The sequence below is a fragment of the Spartinivicinus ruber genome (assembly GCF_011009015.1).
In the GTDB taxonomy this organism is placed as follows: Bacteria; Pseudomonadota; Gammaproteobacteria; order Pseudomonadales; family Zooshikellaceae; genus Spartinivicinus; species Spartinivicinus ruber.
Genome location: NZ_CP048878.1, coordinates 3,427,781 through 3,451,890, shown reverse-complemented (window position 1 = coordinate 3,451,890; position 24,110 = coordinate 3,427,781). Strand labels below are relative to the sequence as shown.

13 protein-coding genes and 1 pseudogene are annotated in these 24,110 nt (G+C 41.1%); 4 read left to right on the top strand and 10 right to left on the bottom strand.

Translation table 11 applies throughout. The features are described from left to right. Window positions 1-123: 123 nt before the first annotated feature. Window positions 124-480 (bottom strand): aminoacyl-tRNA hydrolase, encoded by a 357-nt coding sequence (locus G4Y78_RS15885; RefSeq protein ID WP_163833958.1) that lies wholly within the window; start codon window positions 478-480, stop codon window positions 124-126. 275 nt (window positions 481-755) lie between these two features. On the opposite strand from G4Y78_RS15885, the gene G4Y78_RS15880 reads away from it, so the two are divergent. Beyond that, entirely contained in the window at window positions 756-1,073 is a 318-nt protein-coding gene (locus G4Y78_RS15880; RefSeq protein ID WP_329604873.1) for a HigA family addiction module antitoxin, read from the top strand. Window positions 1,074-1,154: 81 nt separating this feature from the next. After that, on the top strand, window positions 1,155-4,973 hold the full coding sequence (dsr1, locus tag G4Y78_RS15875; protein ID WP_163833957.1) for an anti-phage defense-associated sirtuin Dsr1: 3,819 nt from the start codon (window positions 1,155-1,157) through the stop codon (window positions 4,971-4,973). A 323-nt stretch (window positions 4,974-5,296) separates the two neighbouring features. On the opposite strand, the gene G4Y78_RS15870 is transcribed toward dsr1, so the two are convergent. The 3 genes from G4Y78_RS15870 to G4Y78_RS15860 all read right to left on the bottom strand — a co-directional run bounded on the left by G4Y78_RS15870 (window position 5,297) and on the right by G4Y78_RS15860 (window position 15,168). Beyond that, window positions 5,297-8,671, bottom strand: a complete 3,375-nt coding sequence (locus G4Y78_RS15870) for a leucine-rich repeat domain-containing protein (protein WP_163833956.1) — start codon at window positions 8,669-8,671, stop codon at window positions 5,297-5,299. Between the two features lie 558 nt (window positions 8,672-9,229). Then, complete coding sequence (locus G4Y78_RS15865; RefSeq protein ID WP_163833955.1) at window positions 9,230-14,131, bottom strand: DEAD/DEAH box helicase; 4,902 nt, start codon at window positions 14,129-14,131, stop codon at window positions 9,230-9,232. A gap of 545 nt (window positions 14,132-14,676) precedes the next feature. Then, the gene (locus tag G4Y78_RS15860) at window positions 14,677-15,168 is read right to left on the bottom strand and encodes a hypothetical protein (RefSeq protein WP_163833954.1); all 492 of its coding nucleotides are present in this window, start codon (window positions 15,166-15,168) and stop codon (window positions 14,677-14,679) included. A 408-nt stretch (window positions 15,169-15,576) separates the two neighbouring features. On the opposite strand from G4Y78_RS15860, the gene G4Y78_RS15855 reads away from it, so the two are divergent. Continuing rightward, a complete protein-coding gene (locus G4Y78_RS15855; protein WP_163833953.1) occupies window positions 15,577-15,765 on the top strand; it encodes a hypothetical protein in 189 nt (62 codons plus the stop codon). Window positions 15,766-15,802: 37 nt separating this feature from the next. Beyond that, the gene (locus tag G4Y78_RS15850) at window positions 15,803-16,057 is read left to right on the top strand and encodes a type II toxin-antitoxin system Phd/YefM family antitoxin (RefSeq protein ID WP_163833952.1); all 255 of its coding nucleotides are present in this window, start codon (window positions 15,803-15,805) and stop codon (window positions 16,055-16,057) included. Window positions 16,058-16,153: 96 nt separating this feature from the next. Here the strand turns inward: G4Y78_RS15850 and G4Y78_RS15845 are convergent, their stop codons facing one another. From G4Y78_RS15845 to G4Y78_RS15820, 6 genes and pseudogenes are all read right to left on the bottom strand, one after another. Further along, window positions 16,154-18,088, bottom strand: coding sequence for a DNA topoisomerase III (locus G4Y78_RS15845; RefSeq protein ID WP_163833951.1), 1,935 nt, complete (start codon window positions 18,086-18,088; stop codon window positions 16,154-16,156). Between the two features lie 8 nt (window positions 18,089-18,096). Beyond that, window positions 18,097-18,561: a hypothetical protein gene (locus tag G4Y78_RS15840; protein ID WP_163833950.1), complete on the bottom strand. Its 465-nt coding sequence runs from the start codon at window positions 18,559-18,561 to the stop codon at window positions 18,097-18,099. An 8-nt stretch (window positions 18,562-18,569) separates the two neighbouring features. Next, window positions 18,570-20,489: a site-specific integrase gene (locus tag G4Y78_RS15835; protein WP_222937507.1), complete on the bottom strand. Its 1,920-nt coding sequence runs from the start codon at window positions 20,487-20,489 to the stop codon at window positions 18,570-18,572. Continuing rightward, entirely contained in the window at window positions 20,486-22,297 is a 1,812-nt protein-coding gene (locus G4Y78_RS15830; RefSeq protein WP_163833949.1) for a site-specific integrase, read from the bottom strand. The genes G4Y78_RS15835 and G4Y78_RS15830 overlap by 4 nt, the downstream gene beginning before the upstream one ends. A 14-nt stretch (window positions 22,298-22,311) precedes the next feature. Continuing rightward, on the bottom strand, window positions 22,312-23,655 hold the full coding sequence (locus G4Y78_RS15825) for a site-specific integrase (protein ID WP_163833948.1): 1,344 nt from the start codon (window positions 23,653-23,655) through the stop codon (window positions 22,312-22,314). A gap of 97 nt (window positions 23,656-23,752) precedes the next feature. Next, window positions 23,753-24,070, bottom strand: a pseudogene (locus G4Y78_RS15820) (toprim domain-containing protein); the annotation flags it as partial. Window positions 24,071-24,110: the final 40 nt, after the last annotated feature.

Genomic DNA, 24,110 nt, shown 5'->3' with positions numbered 1-24,110 from the left:
TCTCGCATAAGTCTCTGTACTCAACCTATAGTATTTTAGTCTGTTCATACTATTTTAACGATCCTCTTAATCAATGTGCTAGATACTACATAAAGTATGTCGTATCTTTGCTTAAAAATAAATTTATAATATCCTCAATCGTTTAATTACTTTGCTTTCTACTGCCGTTGGAAAAATTACGATACCCGTTTGAGTATAGGCTTCGACAAAGTTATAGCCTGAATCAACAATATCAAAGCAATAGAAACCATTGCTAATTAGTTTTTCTTTTAAGCTGGTTAATTTTTCAAATGAATTTACCTTTAGTACAATTTTTCGCCTATCACCTTGTTCGGGGCTTAACCAAGTTTTGAATGAAGCTTGGTCTACCATTTGGTGCTGCCATATCATGTCTGTACCATGCCCTATCTGCACAGCAAGCTTGGCAGGATTAAGTTCTAAATCACTTCGTATAACAAAGTATGCTTTTGGGGTATCCATAATAATGCTCAAGAAGTTTAGCCATCAGACTATAGCGGTTGCGTAATTTTTTAGCTCTTTTAATTCCATTATAAACTGGGTGGTTGACAGAGAGAACTTACAGAACTGAAAATATCATAGGGTGCCATATACTGTCTGAGGATAGGAAGTTTGTTAGGACAAGAATGATCTACGGACACCTGTCATTAGGAATTAAGCGCATAGCTGTCCCACACTATAGTGATATTCGTGCTGATCTAGAACACAAAGGTACACTGACCGATTGGTGTTAAAATATGGCTATTCAACAACATAATCCTATCCACCCTGGTGAATTTATTAAAAGGGTGTATCTAGACGAATTTGATATTGGTTCTAATGAATTAGCCAAACATCTTCATGTCAGCTCAAGCATCATCAGTCGTCTATTAAATGGAAAGTCTGACGTTTCCCCAGCGATGGCCTTGAAGCTGTCTAAAGTGCTTGGCCGGTCACCTGAAAGCTGGCTACAAATGCAAAACAATTACAACTTATGGCAAGTCAAGAAATTAGTGAATCTAGACGAATTTACGCCTTTTGATTTCGCTTCAAAAAATTGTGGGCAGCAAAGCTAGTTATAAGACAGTTTTAATTAGGGTAAACTCGATGAGTAAATAGAGCGAATCCCTGAACTAACAGGATAGAAAGTTAAAAGAATGCAATTCATAGCCCACGGCCCTGACATTCCCGACGAGCTTTTGCAGGCGCATGAAGAGGGGCGCGTGGTGTTTTTCTGCGGTGCGGGCATTTCCTATCCTGCTGGCCTACCTGGCTTCTATGGGCTTGTAAGAGAAATCTATCGGTTGTGTGGCACGACACCCTCAGATATTGAGCAAGAGGCACTAGACCGCGAGCAGTATGATGCCACGCTCGACTTGCTGGAACGACGACTCCCAGGGCAGCGTCTGGCAGTTCGCCGCGCTCTGGAGCAGGCTCTCAAACCTAAATTGCGCCGCAAGGGTGCCACTGATACACATGCGGCATTGTTGCGACTAGCGCGCAGCCGTGAGGGTGCACTGCGGCTGGTCACCACCAACTTTGACCGTGTGTTCCATACGGCGGCAAAACGCATTGGCCAAACATTCAGGGCTTATGCCGCGCCGATGCTTCCGATCCCGAAGAACAGTCGATGGGATGGGTTGGTCTACCTGCATGGTCTCTTGCCAAGAAAGGCTGAAGATACGGATCTGAACAGTCTGGTATTCACCAGCGGTGATTTCGGTTTGGCTTATCTTACTGAACGCTGGGCAGCACGCTTCGTGAGTGAGCTGTTCCGCAACTATGTGGTCTGCTTTGTTGGCTACAGTATTAACGATCCTGTCTTGCGATACATGATGGATGCGTTGGCTGCTGACCGAATGCTGGGGGAAATTACACCGCAAGCCTGGGCTTTGGGCGATTGTGCACCGGGGCAGGAACACTGCAAGACCATTGAGTGGGAGGCTAAGGGAGTTACGCCCATCCTTTATGATGTGCCTGCCAGTAGCCATGACCATTCGGCATTGCACCGAACCTTGCAGGCATGGGCGGAAATCTACCGAGATGGCATACTGGGCAAGGAACGTATCGTTGTAAGCCATGCACTAGCACAGCCATCAGTGAGCACACAGCAAGATGATTTCGTAGGTCGGATGTTGTGGGCTTTGTCGGACAATTCTGGGTTGCCGGCCAAACGCTTTGCTGATTTCAACCCTGTCCCGTCGTTGGAGTGGTTGTTAGAGGCCTTTATAGACGAACGCTTTCAGCACAGTGATTTGGCCCGCTTTGACGTGCCGCCACGGGACAAGGTAGATGCTGAATTGCGCTTCAGCCTGATTCGTCGGTTTGCACCCTATGACCGTGCACCACTAATGTTGCTGGCCTCCAATGGTATCAATAGCAGTCAGTGGGACAAGGTTATGTACCATCTAGCCCGCTGGTTAACGCGTCATCTGAATGACCCTGAGTTAATCATCTGGGTAGCAAAACGTGGCGGCCAGTTACATGATCCTTGGCCGCAATTGATCGAGAACAAGCTCAAAGAATATGCCTTACTTGAGCATGACGGCAAGACCACCGAGCTGAATGATATCCACGCACAGGCACCCAATGCAATTCCTAGCCCTTTGATGCGTAAACTTTGGCGTCTGCTGCTTAGCAGCCGGGTAAAATCACCGTTGCGTGAATTCAATCTCTATCGCTGGAAAGATCGGCTGAAGCGGGAGGGCCTGACCATCATGCTGCGTTTGGAGTTGCGCGAACTGCTCACGCCAAAGGTGGCTTTGAAAAGGCCGTTTCGTTGGAGTGACCAGGAAGAGAGCGCAGCTCAAGCTACTCGCCTGTGTCAACTGGTGGACTGGGAAGTAAAGCTTGCAGCTGGTGATGTGTATGCGGTTCTACATGAACTTACCAGTGAGCACTGTTGGACATCTGCACTACCACAACTGCTAGAGGACTTTCAGCAACTGCTGCGTGATGCGCTGGACCTGATGCATGAGCTGGGTGGAGCTGATGAGCGCAGCGACCGATCTTTCTGGGATCTTCCCTCCATTACTCCACACTGGCAGAACAGAAGCTTTCGCGATTGGGTAAGGTTAATTGAATTGCTGCGTGATGCGTGGCTAGCTGTTTATAGCAATGACCGTGTTCGTGCGACGAGGATTGCTCAGGCTTGGTTCGAGTTGCCGTATCTCACCTTCAAACGTCTAGCCTTGTTTGCAGCTAGCCAGGAGGATTGCATTGATCCCGATCAGTGGGTGGATTGGCTGTTAGCTGATGGTGCTTGGTGGCTATGGTCCACTGATACGGGGCGGGAGGTGTTCAGGTTGTTCGTTCTGCAAGGGTGCCGATTAGCAGGGGCGACTCAGGAACGTTTGGAGGCTGTCATCTTGGCTGGACCACCGCGCGAGATGTATCGAGAAGATCTAGAACCAGATCGTTGGCAAGAGCTGGTGGATCGATCAGTATGGCTTCATTTATCCAAACTGGATTCCTCTGGGATATCTCTAAGCCCTACCGCCCAAGTTCGCTTACAAGAGTTGTCACATGCATATCCAAAATGGCAGCTGGCAGCTAACGAACGGGACGAGTTTTCCCATTGGATGAGTGGAACTGGCGATCCAGGCTATGAAGACAGTCGGGATGTTGATATTGCACCTCGAAAGCGGCATGAACTCGTTCAGTGGCTTAAAAAGCAACTACCCGAGCAGCAAAGTATCTATAAAGACACATGGCATGATGTCTGCCGCACCCGCTTCTTTCACAGCTTGTTAGCGCTATGTGATCTAGCTAAGGCTAGCATTTGGCCAACCGACCGATGGTGTGTGGCCCTGCAAGTTTGGAGTGAAGAAGATATGGTGTTGCGATCATGGCGACATGCTGCTTTGCTAGTAAAGAGGATGCCAGACGACACCCTTCAGGTGATTGTCCATAGTGTAACGAGCTGGATTGAGATCGTTTCGAAGTCAGTCAATCAGCAAGAAGATATACTTCTGGACTTGTGCCGTCGAGTTCTTGAACTGCCTTTAGAAGCACTTCTCAATGGTGAGCCAGTTGACCCTGTCAATGAAGCTATCAATCATCCCGTTGGGCATACCACACATGCATTAATCAATTTTTGGCTCAAACAGAGCCCTAATGATGGGGATCATCTTCCCGCTGACATTAAGCAATTCTTTACGGAAATCTGCGATGTAAATGTGGACCGGTTCCGTCATGGGCGGGTTCTGCTAAGCTCGCGATTAATTGCACTCTACCGTGTGGATCAAACGTGGACTGAACAATATCTGTTGCCTTTGTATAGTTGGAACAATCCGAAAGAAGCAAAAGCTGTGTGGGAAGGTTTTTTGTGGTCGCCACGTTTGTACCAGCCCTTATTGACTGCTCTCAAAACGGAGTTTTTAGAGTGTGTGAAACACTATATTGAGCTAGGCGAGCACCGTCAGCAATTCGCAGCTTTTCTTACTTACGCAGCGCTCGATTCGCTAGAAGGTTATACCGTGGATGATTTTCGTTCAGCGATTGGGGAGCTTCCTCAAGAAGGGTTAGAGGAAGCAGCTCAGGCACTCTTTCAGGCTCTAGATGGGGCTGGAGAACAGAGTGAGGATTATTGGAGAAACCGTGTAAAGCCGTTCTGGCAAAATGTTTGGCCCAAGTCCCGAGATCTAGCTACACCGCGTATTGCCGAATCCTTAACCAGGCTTACCATTGCAGCTCGCTCTGAGTTTCCGTCCGCTTTGGCTGCTATGAAAGACTGGCTGAAACCAATTGAACATCCTTATTACACCTTAAACCTCCTGAAAGAATCAGAATTGTGCAAAAAATTTCCTTTGGACTCACTAGATCTGCTAGATATTGTGATTTCAGACCAGCAACAATGGGTAACTCAGGAGTTGGGACAATGCTTAGATGAGATAGTGCAAACTGCACCTCTGCTAGCGCAAGATGACCGATACAGACGCTTAAGAGAATACTTACGGAAATCTGGGGTTCAATAGGAACGAATCTGGTGTGAGCCGCAAACTCAACCAACTGCTTTCCATCAAGCAGACCGATATTACTCAGTAAATGTCGGTGAACAAATCAGTTTGTAACCAAACAAGTAAGTCTGTAACTAACAAAGCTTCATTTGCTGTTGTCAGTAAACAAATAAGTTTGTAACTGGATAAATAAGTCTGTAACCATAACAAATATGTTTGTAACTAAGCGGCCAAAATAGCGACAGCAAAACCCTGTGGTCAACTCAGCTGTTTCAGTCAAGTTGACTCATATGGAACAGGATTAAGGAGGCAGCTGATCAAACCGACTATTGGCAATTCCATTACCCAAGGGAAAAACCAAAACTTTCAAACAGTTCTTTCCCTTTTTTAAATAGCTCAGAACCTTTGTCGATCATATTCAAAAAACCTGAAGCCGTATTTAGATAGGTTTCAACTAGGGTTTTATTCGGCTCAGATTTACTTACTTCATCGACGGTATTTTTTAAATACCGTATGGCATCTTCAGAGTTGGTAGTCGGTGGAGCAGCTTGCAACAAGTTAATTAGCTCCTCAAGTTTACCGATTTTTGCCTGTTTATCTGAGTTGTTCGCCCCTATATTAATATCACCTTTAATCATAAACCTAATATTTTCACTATTTTCTATAGTTACTTTATTTCCTGTATTTTCCACTTTTTTTGCCTCCTTGATATAATAATAAGTGAAATGTTGTATTTGTTCTGAGGTTGTTTCTGGTACTTCACTTAAAAGCTTCACATCTTCATATTCGAGTGCATCGAATAACGATACTGCACTCACATTTTCTCCTGTTTCAGCGACAACATATGGGGTTCGAGTCTGATGTGCTTTCTTTACTTCTTCTATATCAACCCATTCACTACCTTGCTCTTTTATTAGGTGTTCTATAGGCTGACAAAGATTCAGCTCATCCAGTGACTTCAAAATGCGTTTCAATAGTGCTGTTGGATTCTGGCCTGAAGCATAAATATGGATGCTTTTGGTTTCGGAATCTGCAACCAATGCCGCTGCGCTTTTTAGTTCTCTATCAATGACAGCAATACCATTCCGCCACCATGTTTTTTTAGGTGCTAAATGGCGTGCATGAATAATGAAACGTTCAACTAGTAGTCGGTGCAACCAAGGATAAGTGATTTTATATTCAAACTTTGCATTATAGGTATAAGCCTCTAACTCTGGGTGCGACTCGGGTAACAGTGAAGGAAAGACAAACTGCTGCTTTCCAAATGCGCTCCATTGAGACTGTGAAAAGCACAGGTGGCTCCCTCGCATGAAATTGAAGAAAATTTCCACCTCACTTTGGCTGTAGCCGCTAAATAGTGCTAAAGCTTCGTTGCCTGTAATTTCACCATGTTTTTGGTGGATGATGTGTCTTGGGCCTTTCCCTTTGTTATCTTTTTCAAATAAACGGTAAATTGCTTTTATGGCCCAATTTTGATCGAGAATAATATGATTGTTAAAGTCAGATCCGAAATAAAAGCAACTGCCGGTTTGATGAAGATAATCAAGTAATACATCAGGGTGGCCTACCTGATTCTCTTTACAAAGTGCACAGTAGTCATCGTAACTAATATAGTGGTCCTTTGTGTTATCCAGTGCTTCCCTTACTTGATGCCAGGTGATGGGTAATGTCGGTAAGTTGTTTACCAATTGCTCTAGTGCATCGACTATTGCGGCTTCTACGACTCGCACACCCTGATACACATTCGCACTGATACCATAATGCTGAAGGTGGTTATAGGGGGGTTGTTGAAGCTCATTAATTTGCAGGCCTAACTCATTTCGTCGATTAAGCTGATTTTTAATCACTATAATTTCAGCATCTTCAGCATGGAGTTGCACTAAATCCAGCCAATAGATCAGCTCATGGTCATGTTCTGTATCTATTTCATCCGTTTCTTCTGCCCATAGCACCAGATATAACGCATTACTGGTATAAAAGAGTCGGTGAGTCGCGTGATAAATCTCTTGGCCAGCAAAATCCCATAACCGTAATTGCCAGGGGTTACCCCCTTGATGACAAGGTAATGTAATGTCTTTAACGATAATCCCATGGGTTGACTCAAAAACGGTCCCTTCCAATGGAGCCTGCTGATGCTCTAAACAATAAGCCAATGTGGTTTTACCTACTCGGCCATTACCCAGTAATAATAATTTAATTTGTTTGTTTTCGATGGCACCTTGTTTTAGATCTGCAAAATACCCTTTTAAAATCTTCAGCGAATCTAAAAACTCCTTGGGAATACGTTGAATAGGATTATATCTGAAATCGACTGATATTAATGTTGGGTTATTTTCTACAATTGTTTGTATTTCTACGGAATTGGTTAGTTGATTATGACTGCAATCCAGCGTAGTTAATTGGGTCAGCTTGGCCAGGCCTGATAGGTCGGTTAGTTGGTTACCACTACAATCCAGCTCAGTTAATTGGGTCAGATTGACCAGGGCCGATAAGTCGTTTAGTGGGTTACCACTGCAAACCAGCGTAGTTAATTGGATCAGCTTGGCCAGGCCTGATAGGTCGGTTAGTTGGTTACGACTGCAATCCAGCGTAGTTAATTGGATCAGCTTGGCCAGGCCTGATAGGTCGGTTAGTTGGTTACCACTACAATACAGCTCAGTTAATTGGGTCAGATTGACCAGGGCCGATAAGTCGGTTAGTTGGTTACGACTGCAAACCAGCGTAGTTAATTGGGTCAGGTTGACCAGGGCCGATAAGTCGGTTAGTTGGTTATCACTGCAAACTAGCTCAGTTAATTGGGTCAGGTTGGCCAGGGCTGATAGGTCTTTTAGTTGGTTACCACTGCAACCCAGCGTAGTTAATTGGATCAGCTTGGCCAGGCCTGATAAGTCGGTTAGTTGGTTAAAACTGCAATTCAGCGTAGTTAATTGGGTCAGCTTGGCCAGGCCTGATAGGTCGGTTAGTTGGTTACCACTACAATCCAGCTCAGTTAATTGGGTCAGATTGACCAGGGCCGATAAGTCGTTTAGTGGGTTACCACTGCAAACCAGCGTAGTTAATTGGATCAGCTTGGCCAGGCCTGATAGGTCGGTTAGTTGGTTACGACTGCAATCCAGCGTAGTTAATTGGATCAGCTTGGCCAGGGTCGATAAGTCGGTTAGTTGGTTAAAACTGCAATTCAGCGTAGTTAATTGGATCAGCTTGGCCAGGCCTGATAGGTCGGTTAGTTGGTTACCACTACAATCCAGCTCAGTTAATTGGGTCAGATTGACCAGGGCCGATAAGTCGTTTAGTGGGTTACCACTGCAAACCAGCGTAGTTAATTGGATCAGCTTGGCCAGGCCTGATAGGTCGGTTAGTGGGTTATCACTACAATACAGCTCAGTTAATTGGGTCAGATTGACCAGGGCCGATAAGTCGGTTAGTTGGTTACGACTGCAAACCAGCGTAGTTAATTGGGTCAGGTTGACCAGGGCCGACAAGTCGGTTAGTTGGTTATCACTGCAAACTAGCTCAGTTAATTGGGTCAGGTTGGCCAGGGCTGATAGGTCTTTTAGTTGGTTACCACTGCAATCCAGCTCCGTTAACTGGGTCAGGTCAGCAACTGCTTGTGGCAATTCTGCTAGATTTAGAGAGGATAAATCCAGCTCAGTTGATTCATTGAGCCTTGCTGCTTCAATCCGTTTAAGGGCTTCTTGTTGTCCATTGCTGTTCATAATGCAATACGTTTTTTGAGGTAAGTTACCAGTTGCTTATACTTGGGTACACTTACAGTGTAGCCATTAAGCAATCATGTTAATTACCCCAACAGATTAAGTCTTTTTTATTGAAAGGTTTCCTTTGCTAAAAGGCATTAGAAATCATTAAGTTGCTAATTTTGCCTTAGTAATGATTTTGTAAGAAAAAATCGCAATTGTTAGTTACAAACTTATTTGTTATGAATCAGAGTATTTTTTAGTCATTATCTTTGGTTGGTTACAAACTTATTTTTGTTAATGCTATTGGCGTAAACGGAAGAATGCGGGTTATAGGCGGCTCTAGTTACAAACTTATTTGTTTAATGACAGCTGTGACTGAGGCACCTTTCTAAGCTCGACTAACGATAGAATCAGGTTTGCAGGCTCATCTAGTTACAAACTAATTTTTTGTAACCGGAACTAATATAAACGGCAGCACAAGGGCTACAGGCTAAGCCAGTTACATACTTATTTGGCTAACGACAAGAGTTAGTTTTGACCAAGTCAGTGTTACCCCCTTTTGTGCCCCATGAGTTACTAGTTAATATCTAACCTCGGTAGATTTTTAACAATTCTCAGTGTTTGTAAACTTACTGTAATAATACGTTGAAACAGCTTTAGGGGGTAAGAGGGGTCTTTCATAGTCTCAATTGCATAGCGGTTAGCATCATTGACAATACCACTACTTTTATCTTTTTTCACAACCTGACGTTCCATGACCCACTCCAAAGCGGGTTTGCCGTTGACAATGTAGTCATAGGCTTCAACAGGTATATTGGTCATAGTGATTTTATGATTATATATGACCGTAGATTTGTCTTTCTTGCTAGAGGTTCCACCAAATTTCCATTTTTTGTCCACACAGAAATCATCCTTAGTTAACTCATCCCAAAGCAAACGCCCACCTTTATATTCAACAGGATAAGGTTCAACGGTTTCATAGTTAACATGTAGCTCAGCTAGAGCTTTTCCTGCTTTAGCAAAAGCCCAAAAATTTTCTGCTTTTTTCACACAGGGGATACGAGGTAACTGCTTGGAAATATTGTTGGCATAACGATTATAATAATCTTCGGAATGAAGCAGTCCATAGAGGTAATAAAAAATATCCTCTTTTCGAATTTTTTCGCCTGGATAAGCTATTTGGAAATGAGAAAGCCCTGCATCCGAAATACCATCTCTCATTGTGTATTCATCAAGAAGACTTGATTCTTTGGAAACCAAATCGATAGTTGCATTTTTTTTAACAGGCTCGTAGAGTTTTAGGGGAAAACACTGACCAGTGTCCATTGTGTGAAGATTTGGGAGCGTATTTATCATCAGTACAGAAAAACCCGATCTGGCACCGACTCCTGTTACAATAATCACTCTGTTATCAATCTCGGCCTTTGGAAAAATTTGAGGTATTTGACAAACCATTTCATTTAATTGGCGGTTAAAATAAACCCACTGTTTGCTAAAAGGCCTATAGGAACTTTGAACTAGGCATTCTGCTTGAAACTCTAAAAGTTTTCTTTTTTTCAAATCTCCTTTTAGTGACCGGGACCAGCTTATTTTCTTCGCATCACTGTGAACAAAATCGTCGATTTTAATCTGTTTCTGACCAAGTGTCTCAGCAAGGTAACGATCAACTTCTGAGTTATAATAATTAATCATACGACTGATATTTCTGGATAACTCGCTTTTTGAAGCATTATAACACCATGCATCACGGTTGGTGACAACACCTAGAGAATAGTTTTCAAATACTGTAGCAGTAGTTTTATTTTTCTTATCTCCAAGGGAAATAAATTCGTCAAAACTTTTATCCCTCTGGTTTAACCAGTCACCATAGTCATCTGGAGTAATAGTTCGCCAAGCTTTTTTTTCAGTAATACCATTAATACTGACAAAACTGCTTATGAGCGCTAATTTTTCTTTACTATTTAGATCCTCCCCAATATCATAATAAAAGATGTTTCCAAATGAAGTCGCATTGGGGTTTTTAATGAGCAAGGTAATCACTATGCCTGTCATACTTGAAGAACCAAAGATGTTACTTCCTTCTTTAGCTCTTCCCTTACTTAACATATTTTTTCGAATATCGCCGCGCAGATTAAAAACGTAGATCTTAGTAAATTCATTAGCCAAGCATTTACGCATTCCATCTGCAAAGGACCGTTCTATCCAAGCATTACCAGATACATAGGCCATAACACCACTCTTGCCTAAGCGGTCACTTCCCCAGCGGATTGCTCGGATGTAACTATCATATAAATATTTATGAAGTCCTGACCTTGATTTTTGTGCATAAGTCGATCGAATGCTTTCATCTAATTCATGATAAGGAATGTTGGAATTATTATCATTCTGCCTTTTTTGACCAGAGGAGTAGGGTGGATTACTCATAATCACCTTAATATCCAGTTTCTTCTGACGCTTACGACGACCAGAGTTATCAGCCATCAGGTGGGATATTAAATCCTCTTTTTCATGCATGTGAAAGGTATCAGTGAGGCAAATCCCCTTGAAAGGCACGTATTCGCCCGCTGAAAGATCGTGATAGACTGCCTCAATGTTAATGGCTGCAATATAATAGGCCAATAGCACAATTTCGTTGGCATGTATCTCATGAGTGTACTTGTAAACTAGCTCTTCAAGGGTTATCAGCCCGGATTGCATGAGACGCGTGATGAAAGTACCAGTACCGGTAAAAGGATCAAGTATATGGACTCCTTTACTGCCCAATGTCAGCCCAAACTCATCTTTTAATACGTCATTAACGGAATGAATAATGAAGTCCACTACTTCAACTGGGGTGTAAACAATACCCAGTCTATTAGCCATGAGGGGAAAAGCTTTGCGGAAAAATTTGTTGTAGAGCTCTACCACTAGATGCTGTTTGCCTTGAATGGTTTCTACACCTTGTGCTCGTTGTTTAACGCTGTCGTAGAACTTTTTCAGAGACTGAGATTCTTTCTCCAGATGCTGTTCTTCCAGCACATCCAGAACTCCCTGGATCGCTTTTGATACAGGATTTTCTTGAGTAAAACTATGGCCTTCAAACAACACATCAAACACAGGTTTGGTGATGAGATGTTGTGCCAGCATTTCAATTGCTTCAGCTTCGGTGATGCTGTCATTGAGATCATCACGCAACTCCTCCAAAAGCTTTTCGAATGCATTACGCTCTTTAGTACCAAGCTGTTCTACCACAGTCGCTATACGAGTGACATGAGCTTGTGCAATCTTGGCAATATCCTTGGCCCAGTCTTCCCAATAAAGGCGAGTACCGCATTTCTTAACAATCTTCGCCATGACGGCCTTGGAAAGCTCATCAAAAATAAAGCTAAATTGCTGGGGACCTCTTACATCTACAACAGACTTGCCATCCCCCTCAGTTTCATAATGGTTTGAACCTCCAATATTAATCCGTTTCTCTTCTTGCTGGTTACGACTAGGAAGTTCCTGTACCACAGCCGTGGTGGCCGTAGATTCCTCACTGGAAATACCAACAATTTGAATGTTAGAGCTCACATCCTCCCCCAATCCCGCTTTGTTAATCATGGCATCAAAGCGATCATCATGGGCACGCAAAGCATTGAGTATCTGCCAGATGACTTCATATTTTTCGTTATTATTAAGGGCTTCTTCTGGCTCAACACCAGCGGGAATACCAACGGGCAAAATAACATACCCCATTTCCTTGCCTTCCGCTTTTCGCATTACACGTCCCACTGATTGCACCACATCAATCTGTGACTTACGGGGATGCATAAAAATGATGGCATCTAGTTCTGGTACATCCACACCTTCAGAAAGACAACGCGCATTCGTGAGAAGGCGGGCTTCCTGTTTTTCAGTATTCTCCTTGAGCCATTCAAGTTGTTGATTGCGAGCCTTGGTATTGAAGGTGCCGTCCACATGACGAACTCCACATCGCAAGTCCTGCACCTGATCCGGATGATGATTAAGATATTCCTCAACTACCTTGCCAAACTCACTTTCGATCAATTTTGAGCTTTTAATATCCCTACAGAAGGCAAGAGCACGACGCATAGGCTGGACGTCATCCTCTATATCTGAGGCCAAATTCTTCTTGGCCAAAGCTTTGTAACACCCAATGATTTTGGTGGCATCGTCTAGCTTCAGTTCATTGTCTTCTGAAGCTAAACGCCGCTGAACATTTTGGCTCACCAAACCCTCGTCCACAGCTAAGACAACCACTTTATAGTCACTCAAGAGGTTGGTCTGCACAGCCTGGGAAAAAGTAAGCTCGAATAGCTTTTCTCCAAAGAGTGCTGTGTCATCCATCGAACAAAGCACTGCAGCGGCCTCGTTAGCTTTAACTTTGGCTGCATCTCCAAAAATACGTGGAGTGGCCGTCATATAGAGGCGCTTTTTACCCTGGATAAAGTCTTGGTTATGGACCTTAACAAAACTGGATTCTGCCTCCCCCATAAGGGTTGCGCCGGTGGTGCGGTGTGCTTCATCACATATAATCAAGTCAAACTCAGGCAGGCCATAGAGCAACTGGGCATCAGAGATTGCTTGGATAGATTGGTAAGTGGAAAATACAACGGTCATTTTGTCTGGAGCATCAGAGCTGGCTTTTTTAGCCAATGTCTCCGCGTGAGTTGTGGCAGGAAAAACCAAATCTTGCTTTTCCAAGTCTGCCACATCTTCCTTCCGGCGCTTGCCAACCTGAGTATCAGAGCACACAGCGAAGGAACGCAATGCTAATACAGTATCATTGGTCCACTTGGTTACGGTTTGGGACATCAAGGACAGTGAAGGTACCAAAAATAGAACCCGCTTGCCCAATCCCGCAAGGTTCTCGGCTATTTTGAGGCCTGTAAAGGTCTTTCCTGTCCCACAGGCCATGATCAGCTTGCCACGAGAGGTGGTTGCTAACCCAGCTTTAACGGCTTTCAATGCTTCTTTTTGATGTGGAAGTATCTGTTTTTTAGGGCATAGCCTTACTTCATCATCAGATACAAATGTCAACCAATCGATGCGACTTTCTTCTAAGGCAGAAAGCCCAATCCTCAAGGTTTCTATTTGCTGTCCCTCAAAGGCACTTTGAGCATTTTTACCTAAATCACCTAGCGTTGTATCAATGACAATACGACGGGAAAATGGCTTTTTACCTGAAGCAGAGAAAAATGAGTCAAGATCTTTTCTTTGAAGACGATAATCTTTATCGTAAAACTTGCACTGGATAGCACACAAGCCAGCATCATCAGCCATTTGTGCAACCAAATCAATCCCAGTATCTGCCTTGCTGAGTCCCTGCTCTGCGGCCCAGTCGGCATATCTCCAGATTTTACTGTACAGCTGCCTCTGGATATCATCGTTTTCTAAATAGGCTTTGGAAATACTTTCAAAGTAACTACCTAGCTCACGCGGCGTTTTAGCATGTGAACGGTAGGTTTCTAACAAGCGATTTAATGCTGAACCCATGGGCATCCTGCCTTAAAAATCCTATCAACAGTTGATATCAGACTGATTAAGAATTGCTGAATCAAGAGAATCATCGTTGTTGCCAATGATGTACTTTCTAGTGTCGAGCAAGCTTTTTGCTATTTTAGATGACACAAAGAAAGTAAACTCCTTTTCATACTGCAGGGAAACAAACTACCTAAAGCTTAGATCAAACTATCGTTAGAATTAGAAAATGATATGCCCAAGATGATCTATATTTTGCTGTTTACCAGAAAAATAGTAGAACCTGACTTCGCTTTCAAAATGTCCAATAAACGTATTAATGGTTTTGAGTCAAGAGCTGGAAAGTTTCCCATACATCAGTTCAGCCGTATAAATCGATCTGCCTATCCTGCTAATGAGCTTTTTATGCACAATACTGATACCGTGTTTGGTAGTATTTACTTTGAATGCTTGTGCTCTCAGGATGTCTCGAAGTAAGGCAAAATATTTGTTTGAAAATGGCGATAAGCAACAGTCCTTGCAGAAATGCACTCAAAGGAATGGTAGTAGCAAGTTAATAGCTAAACAATGCTCATTAGTTTTGGCAGGTGAGGGCCAAGGTACTCTATACTGCAAAGCTCCCAATCATTAACGATATTGACTGCGAGCTCTCGAGCCTTTTGCGCATGATCTGTTTGAACAAGTGCTTGGTGACGCATCCCTACAACCTTCCAAAAGCCGTACTTTCCATTGTCTGGGTGACTATCAAAGTTGGGTGGTTCATCAGAAAATGAACTTGCACATTCAAGGGCATGAGATAGTCTTTCAGAGCCTTTATGTTCGCTATGATCATTAGCTTGACCTTGAATAATCTTCATAAAGGTGCCTATGTCAATCAGGCATGTTTCACACAGTGAAATATCAATAGCTTTCATATCCCACTCTGGTGGGGCATCATAGCCAAAGGTATGCTTAATACGGACACAAGTGTGCATTTCATATATTTTAGAGCACTTGTCGCAGGTAAATTTATCTGGTTCTTTTACAGATACTGTTTTGTAGTGGATTGGCATTCGTGTTTTTTTTCCTCTGAAAAAGGGGTAATTCGTTATCGATTACTCATGTACAATATTAATCAAACGAACATCTAAGCAGCTGCGCATAAACTAAATCATCGGGCCTTGATCTGCAAATTAATAGAAGCTCAACCTTCCTGCTAAACTCCTGTTGGCGTTTAGCAGGAAGGTTGATGGCTGGATAGCCCTCATAAAGTAGTTCCATTCACCATAAACTGACCCATTCGTTTATTTACATTGTAGAAAAATTGATTACGTGCCTTCGTTAATCCTTCAAAAACAGTCCCAATCAATCTGGGGATACAGATAATACAGATAATACAGATAGGGCAAAGATACAACTGGATGGTATGGCATCCTAAGCTTCCTCCCCAACCGCTCAGATAGTAGATCAAGGCGAGTATATTGTCAGTGACGTTAGCATTCGAACTTGAGCTGGTTGGTAGGCTATTTTCCTGTTGTGCTGGGGCAGTCGATCTCATTCGTTTGTGGTGCTATCATCAAGGCATTGATTGGTGCCGGGAGACTGGAACAGTAAGGCCTTTTATTCAGTGCCATTCAGCACATGACAAGTTAAGCGGCACTAAACTTTAGTGTAAGATAAAGGTATTTATCTAAATAAGTTATCATAATGAAAACAGTTAAGCCTATACATGCAGATTTTTCAGTGAGCATTACAGAATTTAAGCAGAACCCCATGGCAGTGGTTGAACAGGCTGAAGGGGAAGCAGTCGTCGTACTCAATCATAATCAGCCGGTGTTTTATTGTGTGCCTGCTGACGCTTATGAGTTGTTAATGGATAAGCTAGAAGATGTAGAGTTGGGTGAGCTTATAGCGGCTCGTAAGGGGCAAAATGAAGTTGAAATTAGTATAGATAAGTTATAGTGCATAATCTGTAAAAAATTTATACCTTAGAATTAACTGGGCTTTCATCATAAAAAGAAAAGCCCTTGAATTATATAAGTTAAAAGTCTTGATTAGTTAAGCTTTTTTTCTTTTTTTATAATTTCTCTTTGGTTGCTTTTTTACGGTTTGTCCTTTTCCTTTTAGTTGACTAAAGGCACTTGCATCTACCTGGGTTAATAAGTAATGAAGGCTATTAATCATTGGCTCGATAAAGCTTTTATAGCTGGCTTCTTTGTTACTGATGGATGTTAGTTGTGATTCCCATTGAGCTGTCATATCCGGTGTGGTAGCCACTTCTGGCAAGCTTTGGATAAGCTGGCGGCCTGTTTCAGTCGAGCGGATTTGTTTGCCTTGTCGGGTGAGAAATTGGCGTTTAAATAGCAGTTCAATAATCCCTGCGCGAGTGGCTTCGGTACCCAGTCCATCGGTTTCTCTTAATATTTTTTTAATTTCGGGGTCTTTGACAAATCGGGCGATGCCGGTCATGGCAGATAATAAGGTTGCGTCACTAAAAGGTTTGGGAGGCTGGGTCATTCGTTCAGCTAACTCACCTTTTAGGCACTGGACCACATCACCTTTTTTTAAATTAGGTAATTTCTGTTGTTCTTCTTGATTGGGGTTATTGTCATCGCCTTTGTTTTCATTACTTTTGCTAAATATTTTTTTCCAGCCTAAATCCACCGTTTGCCTTGCAGTCGCAACAAACAGCCCACCACTGATTTCTACTTCTATTCTTCGATCATCGTATTGCCAAGCAGGGTAAAATTGGGCGAGGTATTGTCTTGCAATTAACTCATAGATTTGTAACTCGGTTTTAGATAAACGACTAGGATCGAGCTTTCGTTCGGTGGGAATGATGGCATGGTGAGCTTCCACCTTTTTATCATTCCAGGCTTTGCTTTTTAAGGATAAATCAGCCTCAGCGACAGCTTTTTGTAGTGGCTCGCATACCTGATTAATGGCTGTGGTGACAGTATTTATTTGGTTTAAGTGTTCTTTAGGTAAATAACGGCAGTCTGAGCGCGGGTAGGTAATCAGCTTATGTTTTTCGTATAAATCCTGGCAGGTACTCAGCACCTGTTGGGCATTTAACCCATAATGTCTGGCTGAATCAATTTGAAGAGAGGATAAATTATAGGGGAGGGGAGCCACTTGTTGTTTGCGTTTTTTGGTAGCAGCGGTAATTAATCCAGGTTGGCCGGTAATACGATTGACGACTGTTTCAGCCAGCTTTTTGGAGAGTACTCGGCCTTCTTCATCTTGATAAGGCTGGCAGGCTTCGCTGGGTTGCCACTTAGCTCTAAATTGTTCGCCTTTGCCTGTTTCTAATAAAGCGAACACCTCAAAATAAGGTTTAGGTTGGAAGTTTTCGATATCTTGATCACGTCGAACCACTAACCCTAACAGGGGAGTTTGAACACGCCCAACAGAGAGAACCCCTTGATAACCGGCTTTTCTGCCTTGAATCGAACAGACGCGGCTCATATTAATGCCATATAACCAGTCGGCTCTAGCTCTTGCTAAAGCTGAAGTAGATAATGGGATAAATTCCTGATTATTACGTAAACTGGTTAGTGATTTTTTTATTGAGTTTGGGTTTAAATCATTAATTAAGCAGCGTTTAACTGCATTACGCTTTTCAATAGGAACATTACAATAATTAATTATTTCATCTATTATTAACTGACCATTTCGATCCGGATCTCCAATATGAGTCAAGTTGTCAGCTTTGTTAATTAGTTTTTTTAGTGTTAAAAATTGCTTTTTTGTTTTGCTACTAACGACTAATTTCCATTTTTTTGGGATAATAGGTAAATGCTCTAGTTTCCATTGTTTGTAAATGGGATCATAAGCATCGGGCTCTGCTTGTTCTAATAAATGACCAATACACCAGCTGACAATATCGCCATTACCTACAATAATATATCCATCTTTCCTTTGGTGAGGTTTTGGTAATACTTCAGCAACTGCATGACCCAAACTAGGTTTTTCTGCTATGTATAAAATCATATATACTACTAATCTGGCTTGTGAATTGGAACTAGTTTATTTTGTAGGATTTGCTGTTCTAGTTCATTAATTTTTGTGTATGCTTCATGAATAGCAAAAGATAAACGAGCATTTTCTTCAACTACACTGTCGGCAAACTGCTTCATTTTATCTCTTTGCTCCCTATATATGACTTTTAGTTGTTTTTCTTTATCTCTCTGTTTTCTGAGTTTACTAATTTTTTCTTCAGCATTGCTGCTATTTAGATATTGTTTATTGTTGGAAATATCTTTATCAATTATACTGCGAGCTTTAGTGATGAAGTCTTTATAGTAGTATATGCCACCTGAACTGAGTTTTGCCTCATCATTAATTCGTTTTAGATTAATCCTGCCATCACACGGGGTATTTATTGGCTTACCATCTAAGAGTCTTTGTAGTGCCTCTTTAAGCCTGATTTCAGTTAACTCACTTCTGTTCATTTTTCCACTCATTATTGTTCCTATAGCATTGTAACATCAATGGTGTCAATAAAAGGAGTAAATGGAATATCATGGTCTTTGAAGCATTGTTCAATGGACTTAATATCATAATATATTTTTGACATGATATTGGGTTGTTTTACCTGCCATTTTTTTAGGGTAAGGAACTTCTTTACTAATCGCTCTCGTTCAGGTACTAAATTAATAGCTTTTTCCTTGGTAACCACTTTGAATCGGCAAGTTTGCATATTACAAATTCGATTACAACTTGGGTTTGTACAATGTCCACCAGGGTGCTCAATTATTGACATTTGCCCTTCTTTAACCTGACGTGATATTTCATCTCTACTGAGGTATATGGTAGTAGGGCTGCTCAGCCTGGCATCTAAAATTCTTTTACCCTCTATGCCTGAGAGTGTTTCCGCTTCATTGTAAATATAGTAAAGAGTATCAGTCATAAACTCATGGTTTTCTTCTTCTATGATATTGATCAGGTCTCTATCAGTCATCATATCAAAATAACCAGCAATTTCTGCTTGATTAGAGTACCAAGCTGTCATTGCAACATTCATGTGTTTAAACTGATATTTCAGTTCCATTAGTGAACCGAGGCGATTCCTGACTAAAAATACAGCAAATGTTCTTCTGAACCCATGAGGATGTGGTATTAGTATATCACCAACCTTGAGTTGTCCTTTTCGTGTAGGGTTTAGTCGATTAAACTCTTCAATATCTTCTTTCGTTAACCTGCAATCTACTGACTTCGCAAAATTTTCTAATGAGTTGCTTAATGCTTGCCTTCCAGCTGAGGGGTGTGTAGTTGCAATATGAGGTAATGTTAAAAATATTTTATCAACCTTCTGTAAAAATTTCTTTCTATCATCAAGGTGCGTAATATTTTTTCCTTTTTCCCTCCATTCATTTCTTGCAAACTCAAAACTGTACCATAACAGTTCTATTGCAAGCTTGACAGCAGGTATAGTTACCCAAGATATCCGTCTAGAAATACCCGCATGATTGGGCTTAGAGTCTTCACCATATACAATGGGTATCGTTACGTCTGCATATTGCTTCTCTTCATATGATGCCAAGTTAAATGACTTTATTTCTCCATCCCTACACCCTGTGAAACCTGCTATCACAAAGTAACAGGCACCTCTAAGCCAGGAAAGCCAACTTCCTGATAAGTCTAATACAAAGTCACTGAATGGAATGTTGTGTTCAACATTTCTAACAGCATATTTTTTTGAATTTGCTTGTGTTTTCCAAATAGATGAGGATTTTTTATATTCGATGAATAAATTTTGATATGCTCTGCTAATAGCATATCTGTAAGGGTGATACCTAGTAATAACCTTTAAAGCATAATCAAAATACTTAGCTGCTATCCTTTCTGGAATAGCCATTGATTGTTGTACTGAAAGGTTATGGCCAGCTAACTCTATTGCTAATTTTTCAGCATTTCCTATGTCACGACATATAAATGATTTTTCGTGGAGTTTGGATATGAAAACTAAATAATTTTTCCAGGTTTTGAGTTTTAATTTTTTTTTCTTGGCCTCGATAACTAGCTTTCTAAAATTACTGTCATCATCTATGAATGTAAAGCTACTTCCGCCAGTCTTTATGATTAGTTTTTGAAAATTTATAGCGCTTTCTATTATGTTTTTCTGGATAAAGTTACTACTATAGAGTTTTTTTTCAGTAAAAAGTACTCCATAGATCAATTTTTTTGTTGTTTCTTTAAAATATCCTGTCAACCCTTGAAAATTTAAGTCTCTTGCACTAATAAATTTCCATTTGTCATCAGAGTATAGGCTGTATGGCTTATTTGCAGAGTCATATGATATTATAGTTTTTTCTTCGTTTTTTGAGAAATCAGCACTATACTTTGGCTTACGAACATTTGGGTCTATATCTTTCATAGAAAAGATACTCATGACCAAACCTCCATTAACATACCCAAGTCGTTATAATCAGACCATAAAGGGTGAGGCTCATCATTATACTGCTCAAGTGCTAACATATAAGTTTTGTTGTGATCTTTTTCTAACCTTTTTAATAAATAATTAATAGTATTTAGGACTTTTGTAAGTAAGCTAGTAGGGATACTATTTACTGATGGTCTGGCTAGAGACTCGTCGATAACATCACGAAATGAAAGTATCATCCATATGTCTTCAACTTCAGCGATAACTGCATGATGCTCGCATCCAAAACATTCAAGAAATTTATAACAAGCAACACGATCTCGCTTAGTGGCTAAACTAACTTCCTGAAGAGTTTTTTTCAGCTGTTCAGCCTTTTTACCAAAAGGGCTTTCGCAGCGTAAGCCACAAGGAGAAAGTGGTGGAGTAGTTAGTCCATTTTTCTGGTAGTTATATTCTCTAACGGGATCTTTGAATTGAAACCTGATATTATGAATGACTTCTCTAATTGGTTCCCCTTTAGCAGATCTTTCCCGCACTTCCAACGCTTTTGCTAAAGTGATCTGGTTAGTCACTTGATCTCCATCGGAGTAGTGCTTGTCAACTGTAGAGGGTGAGTTATTGAGGCTTTCTGCAACAGAAAAGATACTATTTGTAGCTCTCATTATAATAGAAGCTTTAGTCTTTCTAAATCGTTTTGCACTCAGAGCTGGAAGCCCTAACATTTTAAATGTTGTATTGATTCCACTATACAGATGACTATTATTCATCTTACTACAAACATCATTAGTTACTTTTGGAAAAACATATCCAGAACTATTCGAGGTGATTAATTTACTGAGTCGTAGCCATGTTTCAAAAAAATCTTTTCCTCTTGCTGTAAAGCCTACTCCATGTAAGTTGCGCTGGTAATTTTGTCTTCCCTTAGTTGTTTGGAGTAGGTATTTTCCTTTTGACGACTCAATGAAACTACAGCCTTTGATATCAGAGTGTTTTAAGTTTAATAGTGACGATTGGTTTACACCGGTAAAGAAACAGGTAATGAAATACCCACATATAACTAAATCTTGTTTCCAAGTTGATGAATTCCTTTTATAGCTTATTTTTCTTGATGAGGAAAACCGTATATAACGTGATATTTTGTCATTAGACTCTGTATTTTTATCATTGAATAGAGGAAATGTGTCAGGAGTGGTTTTTTCTAATAAGTGACTTTTATATGAATTTAGAATCTTATATAAATTTCGTAAAATTACTTTGAGCTCGTCATCAGTATATGGTTCAGTTGGTGTAGAGTCATTTGGGAATTTGTAAAAACAATCTAAAACTTGTCTCTCGTTAGGTAAAGCCATCTCTGCTATGAGAGTTTTTATAGAGTATTGGATTGAGTTTTGAGTTTTACCTTTTGCCCCCCGAGTATACTTAGTTTTTAAAGTTGATACAAATTTTTCAATAGCTGGAACAGAAAAAATATCGCTGATATTAGCTTCATCGCAAGCTTTTATGAGTTTACATAGATCTTGATAAATATTTGTTTTTGTCCTTTCGCTCTTATCCATACCCTTGATATTTATATACAGGCTTTGAACAAGATCCCACCTGTTCATATCGACTAAATCTTCCGGTCTTTTAGATTTAAACGATTTATTTTTGCTGCCTGGTGAAAGGTTAGGACATCCTTTATAGCCTAATCGTTTGAAGTGTACAGTCCTGTAGCTATCATTTATGACCATCGATTCAACGGATATTGGATATACTTCTGCAGAACTATTGTCTTTAGCTTTTACAGTTTTTCTTGTTTTTTGTCTTTTGAAAGCCATGGTGATTTACTCAGTTATACCAGGTTGAAGTCATTATCACTACCAAGTAAAACATCTACGGCTTGCTCATATATCTCATTAGCTTCTAATTCAAACTTAGAGAACTTTAAATAAGATAACAGTGAAGATCGATTTTTATGTCCCATGACTGCTTGTAGATAATCTAGAGCTTCTCCTTCAGTAAGCTTTTCATTGCTTAGTAAAGACTTGAGACGAAATACAGCATAGGTTGATCTTAAGTTATGAAACTTGTGATCGAAGTTTTTGTACTTGATTCTTGCAGCGTTTCGGATTTCCCCCCAACGAGCATCAAAGGTTTTTCCGGAGTATTTATTTCCTTTTTGAGTAATAAAAAGTGGGGCTCCAAATGGCTCATCAGGGTTCTTTTTCAGGTATTTATTACGGCGTTCAATATATCGTGGTGAGTTAATATATTTATGTAAATTGAGCATTAATAGAGTAGGTATTTCCACTCTTCTAGCCCCTGCCCCTTTTGTGTTCACTCCAACGGCAGGGGAGATGAGTATTCCATTATTATGTATTAAGTATTTTTTTATTAGTTGCTCTGCGTTAGGCTTAAAAACCATATTTGAGCGAAATGTGGCTAACTCCTCCCGTCGCATACCTGTATATCTAGCTAATGCCAGTATCAGCTTGAATTCAACTGAGATGCTTACCTTTTTCTTTTCTCCATTCGTGTAAGAGATAGCTTCACCTTGATTTCGGTATATATCATCGACTAATGACCACTCTTCTTCACTCAAGGGAATGAGTTTTCTGGACAATCCTCCGAAACTTGTGTCTTTAGGTAGGTTTAGCCGAAGGTCTGTTGTGTCTACATGAATAAACCCTTGTCGCATGAACTGATGGTTACCAGTTAGCTTGATTTTAACTTCTTCGTATCTAAAAGGAGGGTTAGAAAAAGGGTGGCGCCTTGCTAAGTAATACTTGTAGAAGTTAACTACCACTCCCATGTAGTTATTAGCTGTAGTCCTAGCGATACCTCCATTTTTGAATACTTCCTTAAGATGCTTTTTAAACCTGTAGGTTGGCCTGTTTCGAGGGGGGATGGGCATTTCATCCCACTTGAGATTGAGATCATCCAAGAAAATAAAGTAATGCAGTAGTGCTTGGGCTTGAGTGCTAACTTGTTTTCTGTGGTTGTTAGCTTTAAGGTGAATAAGCCATTGATTGACAACCTCGATAGATTTCCCTCTCTCATCGTATAACAGTGGCAAACGACCTAACGCATTGCCGGTCCCACTCCATCTAAGTTTTAACTCACCGTTTAAGTCAATCTCAAAGCAAGGTTGCTTATCAATAGTTAAGTTTGGTAGATCCCATAGTATGTATTCCATGCCACAAGCCTCTGTTTAGGTTCAAACTATCGTATTTCACATTTTCATACAACTAAAGATGTAAGATATGAAATTCAGTCTTTAACCGTAACAGTGCTCGATCGGGATCGCCAGCATGAATGAGTTGGTCGGCTTGTTTAATTAATTTGCGTAAGACTCCCAGCTGCTTTTTAGTTTTTGCTTTAGGGGTTAGCTGCCATTGTTTTGGAATAATCGGTAAGTGTTCCAGCTTCCACTGTTTATAGGCTGGGTCATAGGCATCAGGCTGTGCCTGTTCAAGTAAATGGCCAATACACCAACTGACGTAATCACCATTGCCGACCTGGATATAACCGTCGCCTTTTTGGTGGGGCTTGGGGAGTACCTCGGCAATGGCTCTGCCTAAACTGGGCTTTTCGGCAATAAACAAACGCATACTGTATTCTTGTTACTGTGAATCTATACAGTATGCTAAC

What these genes read in the sequence shown, in the direction of transcription:
- G4Y78_RS15885 (WP_163833958.1), bottom strand. Translation starts at nt 480, where the DNA reads ATGGATACCCCAAAAGCATACTTTGTTATACGAAGTGATTTAGAACTT.
- G4Y78_RS15880 (WP_329604873.1), top strand. Translation starts at nt 756, where the DNA reads ATGGCTATTCAACAACATAATCCTATCCACCCTGGTGAATTTATTAAA.
- dsr1 (WP_163833957.1), top strand. Translation starts at nt 1,155, where the DNA reads ATGCAATTCATAGCCCACGGCCCTGACATTCCCGACGAGCTTTTGCAG.
- G4Y78_RS15870 (WP_163833956.1), bottom strand. Translation starts at nt 8,671, where the DNA reads ATGAACAGCAATGGACAACAAGAAGCCCTTAAACGGATTGAAGCAGCA.
- G4Y78_RS15865 (WP_163833955.1), bottom strand. Translation starts at nt 14,131, where the DNA reads ATGGGTTCAGCATTAAATCGCTTGTTAGAAACCTACCGTTCACATGCT.
- G4Y78_RS15860 (WP_163833954.1), bottom strand. Translation starts at nt 15,168, where the DNA reads ATGCCAATCCACTACAAAACAGTATCTGTAAAAGAACCAGATAAATTT.
- G4Y78_RS15850 (WP_163833952.1), top strand. Translation starts at nt 15,803, where the DNA reads ATGAAAACAGTTAAGCCTATACATGCAGATTTTTCAGTGAGCATTACA.
- G4Y78_RS15845 (WP_163833951.1), bottom strand. Translation starts at nt 18,088, where the DNA reads ATGATTTTATACATAGCAGAAAAACCTAGTTTGGGTCATGCAGTTGCT.
- G4Y78_RS15840 (WP_163833950.1), bottom strand. Translation starts at nt 18,561, where the DNA reads ATGAGTGGAAAAATGAACAGAAGTGAGTTAACTGAAATCAGGCTTAAA.
- G4Y78_RS15835 (WP_222937507.1), bottom strand. Translation starts at nt 20,489, where the DNA reads ATGAGTATCTTTTCTATGAAAGATATAGACCCAAATGTTCGTAAGCCA.
- G4Y78_RS15830 (WP_163833949.1), bottom strand. Translation starts at nt 22,297, where the DNA reads ATGGCTTTCAAAAGACAAAAAACAAGAAAAACTGTAAAAGCTAAAGAC.
- G4Y78_RS15825 (WP_163833948.1), bottom strand. Translation starts at nt 23,655, where the DNA reads ATGGAATACATACTATGGGATCTACCAAACTTAACTATTGATAAGCAA.